This window comes from Daejeonella sp. (assembly GCF_037719425.1).
Lineage (GTDB): Bacteria > Bacteroidota > Bacteroidia > Sphingobacteriales > Sphingobacteriaceae > Daejeonella.
On sequence record NZ_JBBJNI010000064.1, the window covers coordinates 1 to 9489 of the forward strand.

The 9489-nt window shown below is 44.3% G+C and carries 6 protein-coding genes; all 6 read right to left on the reverse strand.

What is annotated here, in order from left to right:
* Positions 1–941, reverse strand: a 941-nt coding sequence (locus WKF69_RS10040) for a RagB/SusD family nutrient uptake outer membrane protein (RefSeq protein WP_340381569.1), incomplete at its 3' end; no start/stop codon positions are given.
* A gap of 10 nt (positions 942–951) precedes the next feature.
* Positions 952–3975: a TonB-dependent receptor gene (locus tag WKF69_RS10045; RefSeq protein ID WP_340381570.1), complete on the reverse strand. Its 3024-nt coding sequence runs from the start codon at positions 3973–3975 to the stop codon at positions 952–954.
* Positions 3976–4710: 735 nt separating this feature from the next.
* Positions 4711–6930 carry a pyrroloquinoline quinone-dependent dehydrogenase gene (locus tag WKF69_RS10050; protein WP_340381571.1) on the reverse strand — a complete coding sequence of 740 codons (2220 nt, stop codon included), beginning with the start codon at positions 6928–6930 and terminating at the stop codon, positions 4711–4713.
* Between the two features lie 150 nt (positions 6931–7080).
* Complete coding sequence (gene pafA / locus WKF69_RS10055) at positions 7081–8748, reverse strand: alkaline phosphatase PafA (protein WP_340381572.1); 1668 nt, start codon at positions 8746–8748, stop codon at positions 7081–7083.
* Between the two features lie 155 nt (positions 8749–8903).
* Complete coding sequence (locus tag WKF69_RS10060; protein ID WP_340381573.1) at positions 8904–9278, reverse strand: polymer-forming cytoskeletal protein; 375 nt, start codon at positions 9276–9278, stop codon at positions 8904–8906.
* A 6-nt stretch (positions 9279–9284) separates the two neighbouring features.
* On the reverse strand, positions 9285–9489 hold a 205-nt coding region (locus WKF69_RS10065), incomplete at its 5' end, for a M23 family metallopeptidase (RefSeq protein ID WP_340381574.1).

Consider the following 9489-nt stretch of genomic DNA (forward strand, 5'->3'; position numbering starts at 1 on the left):
TAATTGTCAGCGTTAGCGAATCCGATAGTTGCATCCTTCCTTGCATCACCTGTTTCGTAGGCAGCAACAAGATTTGGATTGATCTGGATTGTTCGGGTTCCGCTTAAACTGGCTGGCAAAAATGTCGTTGCAAGTGCGTTTTGTAATTGTGTATCATAATTTATTTCGAAGATAGATTCAGCAGAATTCTTCGTCAGGAACAAATTAGCATAGGCCACGGTTAATGATTCACCTCTTCTGGAAATTACCTGGTTTGCATCAGCGATTGCAAGGGCCCAATTTTTTCTGGTTAGATGTATCCTTGCTCCTAAAGCATAAGCCGCGGCCTTCGTAGCACGTCCGGTGCGTCCAAGCCCCGCATGGGCCTCGGGTAAATTCAGCTTTGCAAAATCCAGGTCTTCGAGGATCTGCTTATAAATCGCATCGATAGAAGTCCTGGGAACCTGCAGAGCAGCAACGTCGGGGCTTTCAGTAGGCATGATGATTAGTGGCACGCTACCGAAATACCTGACCAAATTAAAATACGTAAATGCACGCATGAATCTTGCCTCCGCTATTATTGAGCTTTTAGCAGCATCCGTCATTCCCGGAATCCCCGGAACTTTAGCGATTACAACATTAGCCGAATTCACCAGCACATACTGCTGATCCCAAAGGTTGCTGAACTGGCTGTTATCCGCCACAAAAATAAGATTGTTCAATTGCTCAAACTGTCTGTTAAGGGCGTTTCCAATCGTATTTTTTGTCGGCAATTCGGCAAATACAACGTAGTTAAGCCCTGTATTTGCCAAGTTGCGGTACGTACCTATAATCGCAGCTTCCGCGTCTGATGGCCGTACAAACAGTTCCTGTGTTGATACCGAATCTATCGGCTCCTGATCAATCACATCGCATGATGTAATAAAAAGATATGTACAGAGTAATGGAATTATATTTTTCATGAGTCTTGATTTAAAATGTTGCGTTTAAACCTAATGAGAACGAGCGAGCCTGAGGATATGAGCTCAGGTCAAATCCAAAATTGGTATCATTACCATACGCATTAACCTCAGGATCGTAACCACGGTATTCTGTCCAGGTAAAAATATTCTGTCCGGCGCCATATATCCGAATACTTTGAATTCCTGCTTTACGCAGCATTTCGTTTTTCAGGTTATAACCCAGACTGACATTTTTCAATCTGAGGAATGACCCGTCCTGTAACACGCGGTCTGAAACAGAACCGTTCCTATTTGGGTCGGCCCATGCGGCGCGGTGCAGGGTTGCAATATCTCCTGGTTTCCTCCAACGTTCTCTTGCCAGAGTTGAAGAGTTGAACCAGGTATGAAGCCTTCCATAAGAATATTCAGCCTGGTTGAAAATCTGGTTTCCATAAACAAAATGCAAGAAGACTGACGCATCGAAATTTTTGTACTGCACCGAATTAGTAAAGCCTCCTGTAAATTTGGGCTGTGCACTGCCAAGCACTTGATTATCCTCAGTTGTTGAGGTTAAGGGGATATTTTTGTCACCATTGATATCAACAAAGTCGTAGTCACCAGTCTGAGGATTAACACGGATGATCTTCCAGCCGTAAAACGTGCCCAATGGATATCCTTCTTTGACAATACTGGCGTAACCATTGAAACCGAGAGGTATTTGTCCGCCTGGAAGGTTAGTAACTTCGTTCTTGTTAAAAGAGATATTGAAATCAGTTGACCATTTAAAATCAGTTTTACTGATGTTTACAGTATTCAGTGAAAGTTCGATCCCCTTATTTTCAACGTTACCCACATTTTGCAGGGAACTGACGAATCCTGATGACCTTGGTAATGATACGGCAAGCAAGAGACCAGACGTATTCTTTTTGTAAACATCGGCTGTGAAGTTTACCCTGCCTTTTAAAAAACTCAGGTCCAGTCCGACGTTAGTTTGCTCCGTACTTTCCCAGCTCAGGTCGGGGTTTGCTAATTGGGTTTGGGACAATCCACTTAAGCCAATGTAATTAAAACCTCCGCCGAATAGTCCCCTGGAAGTGAAGTTGCCAATTTCCTGATTTCCGGTTTGTCCCCAGCTTGCACGGATTTTCGCATCTTCAATCCAGCTCAGGTCTTTCATAAAGCCCTCCTGTCCCAATCGGTAAGCCGCAGAAACAGACGGAAAGCGCCCATATTTGTTGTTTTCACTAAAGCGTGAAGATCCATCCACGCGATAGCTTGCTGAAAAATTAAACTTATCCTTGAATGAATAGTTCAACCTGCTGAAAAAGGATGTCAATCCCCAGCTGCTGCCAGTAGATGTGGAGTTTTTAATTGATGCGGAACCTAAGGTCTGGATTGCTTCCAACGCAAAATTGGTAGCAGAAGCGACTGTGCGGCTGAATTTGGACTCCTGGTTGGAGTAACCCAGAAGAACATTGAAACGGTGGTTTTCTGATAAGGTTTTGCTATAGTTTAATGTGTTTTCGTTAATCCAGCCAATATCCTGGGTCATACTGTTAGTTCCGGACCCATTTGTCGCCCGGCCCAATACGGTTAATTTATTCGGCGGCACGAAATAAACTTCCTCTAAAGTCAGGTAATCCAGACCAATGCTGCTTCGCAGATGAAGTCCTTCCAAGATCTTAAAATCAACAAATGCATTCCCAAGCGCCCTGTTGTTAAACGCATCATTCGTAACCTGGTCTGCAATAATGAGTGGGTTATCGATATTGGCAATATATGGATCATCCGGATTAAGTGAACCATCCGCATTGCGGGCTGCAACCGCAGGCGACTTAACGATAGCTACCGCAACTATACCGTCACGGTCACCCTGGCTTACCCGGTCTGTTTTAGTGCGGTTCATACTTACATTAATCCCTGTCTTTAGCCTGTCGTTGATCGTATGATCAAAATTGAACCTGAAATTACCTCGGCTAAATCCACTGCCAATAACTACTCCGGTCTGGCCCAGGTAACTGCCTGATAAAAAGTATTGTGTTTTCTGGCTTCCACCCGAAAGAGATATCTCATTGTTATGGATGGGGGCTCTTCTGAAAATTTCTTCCTGCCAGTCGGTAGTTTGTAATCCAGCCGGATTGGCAATTGGTGCCGGCCTCCCCACATTGGTATTTGCCTCATTTATAAGCTCACCCCACTCCGGGCCACCTAAAAGCGGGATTCGTTTTGCTACTTCCTGGAAACCCACGTAGGCATTGTAGTTGATCTTCGCCTGGTCTGCCTTGCCTCTTTTTGTAGTAATTACTATAACTCCGTTCGAAGCTCTTGATCCATATATCGCTGCCGCCGATGCATCCTTCAGAATATCGATACTTTCAATATCATTGGGACTAATATTTGAAAGGGGATTCTGTGGCATCGAACCTCCTGCTGCACCCGCATAATTACCTGTATTTACCGGAACCCCATCTATAACATATAGGGGGTCATTACCGCCGGTGATTGAGCTGGCACCTCTGATACGTACCGTAGTACGACCTCCCGGTGTACCTGAATCTTGGGTGATATTTACTCCACCAACCCGTCCCTGTAATAATTGTTCAGGACTGGTAATTGGCAGATCAGCTAACTTTTTGTTGGCAACAGAGAGTGATCCAATTGCACTTGAAACATCCTTCTTGTTTTGAGTACCGTAACCCACAACAATAACTTCATTCAGGGCTTGCTGGTCTTCTGCCATAGCAACATTTATAGCTGTGCGGGAACCGGTGGCTATTTCCTGATCAAGGAATCCCAGATAGCTAAAGACTAATACTCCAGACTCCGGAATAGTCAGCATGTAATTCCCGTCGATATTAGTTGTGGTCCCGGTCGTTGTGTTCTTCAACCTGATACTGACTCCCGGAAGCGGCGCTCCTTTTGAATCCGTTACTCTTCCCCGGATTTCCTGCGGAGGTGTCGAAACATTTTTTATAGTTAGGCTGATGTCTAGTGCATAGCTTGTCGCGTTAACCTGCAAAAGAAAGCTTAATGATAATATAAACACGACTTTCATAACTCTGATAAGTTTCAGCGGAATGGAAGATTCTCTGCACTTTAGTAGCATGTAAAATTTCATACAATTCGAAGTTTAATTGAATTAATGATTGTTAAAATAGCCGCGGGTAATGTTGGCATGAGGCACCTCCCTGGCTTTTAAAATATTATATTAATATAGGTAATGGTTAAGTCATAACTGTTATCCTCCTTCTGCTGTAAAAATCTTTCCGGACACTATAAAATTAAGGCGACTGTAAGCCCAAACACAACACTAGTTCCGATACATTCTTATTCCGGGACACATCTATATTGCGTAAGGCTTTTTAATAAACCTCTGCATCATACAATTTATAAGCTTCCGCATAAACTCCTGATACACTCATCACGAAACGTAATAACCATTTCCCAAGGGAAGCGAAGGCACTGGCAATTTTAATTCGTTTTTTTATTTAGGCTAAATTTAATTATTTATTTGAAACAGGGCGATATGAAAAATGGCAAGTCATCATCCCGATGAAAAACGGCGACTTTTAGTCATTTTTTTCAACCGGTATTAGCTAAAATTATACTAGAATCTATGCAATCCAGGGACAATTAAGGTTCATATGAAAATCGAATTTCACCGCGCAGTGCCCGTCAATGGTCCACGGCGTTGACAGCTCCACTTCAAAAAAGGGGACCGTAATACATACCATGGCCACCTAAGGCACAGGAAAAATATCTGTCGGTACACATCGTAGGAACTCAAAGATTATTTCCCCAATGCAAAAGATATCACATATCCAGCAGGATTGGCAGCATCACCACCTGCTGATATCGCTATATATTGTTTGCCATTACTCCAGTATGTACTTGGGTTGGCGTTAGCAATCCCAGGAAGTGTGTACTCCCAAACCATTATGCCGGTTTTCTGATCAAACGCACGGAATTTGCGGTCGCGCGTGCTGCCAATGAACAGTAAGCCTCCTTTAGTTACCAAAGGTCCTGCTGATCCGCTTGCACCGGTTTCAGGAGCTCCAGGCATTTGGCTTTCGGGTGTGTTGCCCAGTGTGACCGTCCATTCAAACTCGCCCGTATTCAAATTGATGGCATGAAGCTGCCCAAAAGGAGGCTTGATCCCTTGCCTGCGCTCACTGTCGGTAAACTGCCCATAGGCTGTAAGATTTAAATATTGATCATCTTGTTTGATGGTAGCGATCTTATTTGCAGCAGTATTGGTCTGGATTTCCTTGAGGAAGCTTTGTTCTCGCCCCGAAGTCGGAGCCGCAGGCTCTTTGTCGAAAAGATAGGAGATGATAGCGTCTTCTTTACCAGCGATAACACTTGCAAATGATGGCATTTTACCTCCGCCTCTCTTAATTTTGTTAAGAGCATCCCCTCTGCTTAATCTAGTTTCAATAGCTACAAGAGAAGGATTGCCTGACTCATCACCATTTTTGTCTGGCATGTGGCAGGCTACGCAGTACGTACTATAAAGTGCTTTACCCTGTGCATGGACACTCAGGTTGGCTGTTTCATTTTGAACAACCTTTTTCATTGTTGCTATTTCCGGGGAGTCATTAGATTTCACGTAAATAATACCTTTGGTTGGATCAACGGTACCACCGCCCCAGCTTGAACCGCCACGGCTTCCCGGCATCATAAATGTTCCTTTGATAGCCGGCGGGGTAAATGGACCTTCATATCTGAATGATTTAAACCTTTTCCTCAGTGTATCATGTGATGTCTGTGAATAATTAGCTATATCAGCTTCCGTAATGATCTGACGCGCGTAAGGCTTCGGCTTAGTTGGAAAGGGCTGAGTTGGAGCTGTGACCTCACCCGGAATATCAGATGCAGGCACTCGACGTTCCTCTATTGGCCATAATGGCACGCCAGTTTCCCTGTTGAAGGTATAGATATAGCCGAGTTTTGATGTTTGAGCAACGGCATCTATCTTTTTGCCATTGTGAATTACGGTGATCAGGTTCGGCGCCGCCGGAAGATCGTAATCCCAGAGGTCATGATGTACAGTTTGGAAATGCCATCTATATTTTCCTGTTCGCGCATCCAGGGCCACCACAGAATTTCCAAAAAGATTGTTGCCCGCTCTGTCCTTTCCATAATAATCGTAAGTCGGAGATCCTGTCGCGAGGAACACCATTCCGCGTTTTTCGTCAAGGGTTATTCCACCCCAGCTATTTGCGCCGCCAACATATTTCCATGCATCCTTAGGCCAACTGTCATAACCAACTTCACCCGGCTGAGGAACAGTATGGAAAGTCCATACCAAAGCCCCTGTTTTTACATTATATGCGCGGATATGGCCGGGTTCAGCGCCGTAAAGTTCTGATACCTCATTTCCTATGATGTACAGGTCCTGATAGATAGTTCCGGGAGTTGTTGGTATGACCGATATCTTGTCGGGCTCACCGCGCATCCCCACATTCATACTCACTTTACCTCCAGTGCCGAAGCTGGTGATTAATTCGCCTGTAGCAGCATTCACAGAAAAAAGCTGATCGCCACCCGTAAACATTATTCTTTTATCTGCACCTTCTTCATAGTAAGTTACACCCCTGCCTACACCACCGCCAGCAGCTCCATTAAAAGGGTCAAAGCTCCAGATCTGCTCGCCAGTAGTTGCGTTTAAAGCATATATACGGTGCCGTGCCGACATCGTGTACATCACACCATCAATAATAATGGGATTACTCTCGCTGCTGCCACCTCTCGAACCTTGCGGAGCATCGCTGAATTTGTGGCTCCACGCAACTTCAAGCTGATTTACATTATTAAGGCTTACCTGATCCAGTACGGAATATGCAGTGCCTTCGCTGTCTGCCTTGTATACACTCCATGTGCGATTTATATCTACTGGTTTCTCTGTAACAAGTGTTGGATATACCTTGCATCCGGTATAAATCAGTGTGCCGAAAAGGACTACTATAAGTGCTGATCTCTTGCTTATCAGGGTGTTGGGTGTGGCCATTTTTGAAGCGTGTAGTTAAAGTAACGGTTCAATTTAGCTAACAAATTAACATATCTGGTGGGCCCGAGGTAAAATTTGTTTTACATTATAATATCCATGTTAACAAAAAAGGCGACCGAAGGCCGCCTGATCTTTATAAGAAAATAAATCTTATTTATAGGCTTCGTTAACTGCTACACCAATATTCCCATTAGGCTCTTGTATCCTTAAGAGCCCCGTAATAGTTGGAGCGATGTCGGTCATGTTATGGGATGCATTTGTTTTGCCATGCTTTATACCCCATCCCATTAAAACAAAGGGGATACGAGTATCATCAGGACTAAGGGTTCCGTGAGTAGCTCCGGTTGGCGAAGTGCCTAAACCTGAATACCATGCTGGTTTGAGGATGATCTGGATCACACCGCTTCGTTCACGATTATAACCATTGATGATACGCTCACGATAGTTAGCTGGAATGTTCGCTGTTTGCGCGTCATCCATATCAACCGCGAATGCAACCCCTGGCTTTTTCTTAAGGAGCTCGATGATTTTTGTTTTGATATCTGCAATGCTGCTTTTACCAGCTTCTATTGCAGCATAATTCAGGCTCACCTGATAATTGCTGAAGCTTCGGATCGCACCTTTTATTTTGAATTCGTTTTCTAATAAAGTGTTCAATTCTCTCATGTTTGCAGAAGTCTGAAAGAGTCCTGCACTCATCATATTGTCCGCCATGAATCCGACATTATGCTGTACGCCATGGTCTGCTGTCAGGAATACGGTATAGTTCCCTTTTCCTACTTTAGTATCGAGATAAGTGAAAAATGTGGCTAGATCGCGGTCAAGCCTAAGGTATGTATCTTCAACTTCAATAGAATTTGGCCCAAACTGGTGACCGACATAATCTGGGGATGATACACTGACGGCAAGGAAATCTGTGATTGCGTCTGCCCCAAGGTCTTCATTTTCAACCGCCGCTTTAGCCAGATCGAGCGTTAAACTGCTGCCATAAGGGGTGCTGGTGATCAATGTATTCCATCTGTTTGACATTTCAGATGTTTTGATGGGAAATGCAGAAGTCGTCATCCCTGAAAATCTACCCTCATACCGGTTGTCATCTTTCGAGCTTTGCACATAGGTATTTATTGGATACAGAGTATTCCAATCCAGTTTTAAATATTTTTCGTGATATCGTTGTGCATTAAAATCGCTGACCCAGGCCGGAAGCGTATTCATATAATAAGTACTTGTCACCCAATTGCCCGTGTCCTCATCATACCAGTAAGCTGCATTTGCTGTATGACCGCCGGGAAGAATACTTCCGCGGTCTTTCGAGGCAACTGCGATCACCTTTGATCTGAAATTCGTAGCCATGCGTAGCTCGTCCGTCATGGTTGTCGCCAGAAGATTTCTGGGTGACATTTGGCCAGCTACAACAGTACCGCTGCCAACAGTCGAAACGGTTGTGTCTTCGACACAATAAACCGTTCTGCCAGTTGACTGCTGTATAAAATCATTTCCTGCCATACCATGAATTGCGGGAACGGAACCAGTATAAACAGTGGCATGGCCAACAGCGGTAACGCTGGGGACGTAGTTTATATAGGTGTTCTCTACCGAAAAGCCTTCGTTAAGCATTCGTTTAAAACCTCCACTGCCATAGCGCTCGTAAAAACGATATAAGTAATCCCATCGCATTTGATCGACCATAATGCCTATCATCAATTTCGGCCTCGGCACGGCTGAGCTTTGAGCAGCCGCTGCAGGTTTTTTTTGCTGGGCGGTAACAGATAATGTTGAAACGACTAATGCAGTAATGAAGAGGGTTTTAATATTCATGAGTTTTCTACCAGGTTATTTGCGATAAATATCAGCTAAAATAAATATTCCCGCTTGTAAAAAATTAAATACGTGGAAGGTGTAGATAGGAAGACCTTGTGACTAATCAATATCCGATGCGTCATCCAACTGATTACTGATTACTGATTACTAATTCAGGTCACCGCTACCAAATGTTCCACAGTAGCTTCTTTTGCCATGCTCACCATTCCGGTGTATACAGCGCCTCGTTCAACCTGGAAGGTTCTGGTTTGGATCTCGCCCAGTATTTTGCCCGAGCTTTTGATGTCGATAGACTCAGCCTTAACTGTTCCGTTCACGGTGCCGTAGACAACGATTTCCCGGGTATTAATATTCCCGTCGATAAGGCCATCTTCGCCCACTATTAATCCTTCCCCTATGAAAAGGTCTCCTTTAATATGACCGTCAACTCTGACAAAAACGTCGGATTCTATTTTTCCCGTAACGACACAGCCTTTGCTGATGAGTGTGGGAGTTGCAGAAGACTGAGCGTTTTTGGAATTTCCCATAATGGTTTAATTAAAGCTTAGGTAGCTGCCCGGGTTGATGGGTTTTCCATTTTTTCGGACTTCATAATGAAGGTGGTTTCCTGTTGAGTGGCCTGTTGAACCGACCTGGCCAATAACCTGACCGGTGTTAACCATCTGGCCTTCCTTTACGTTTACTTTAGACAGGTGTCCGTAAAGGGTTTCCAGGTTATTCTTGTGACGGATCTTTACA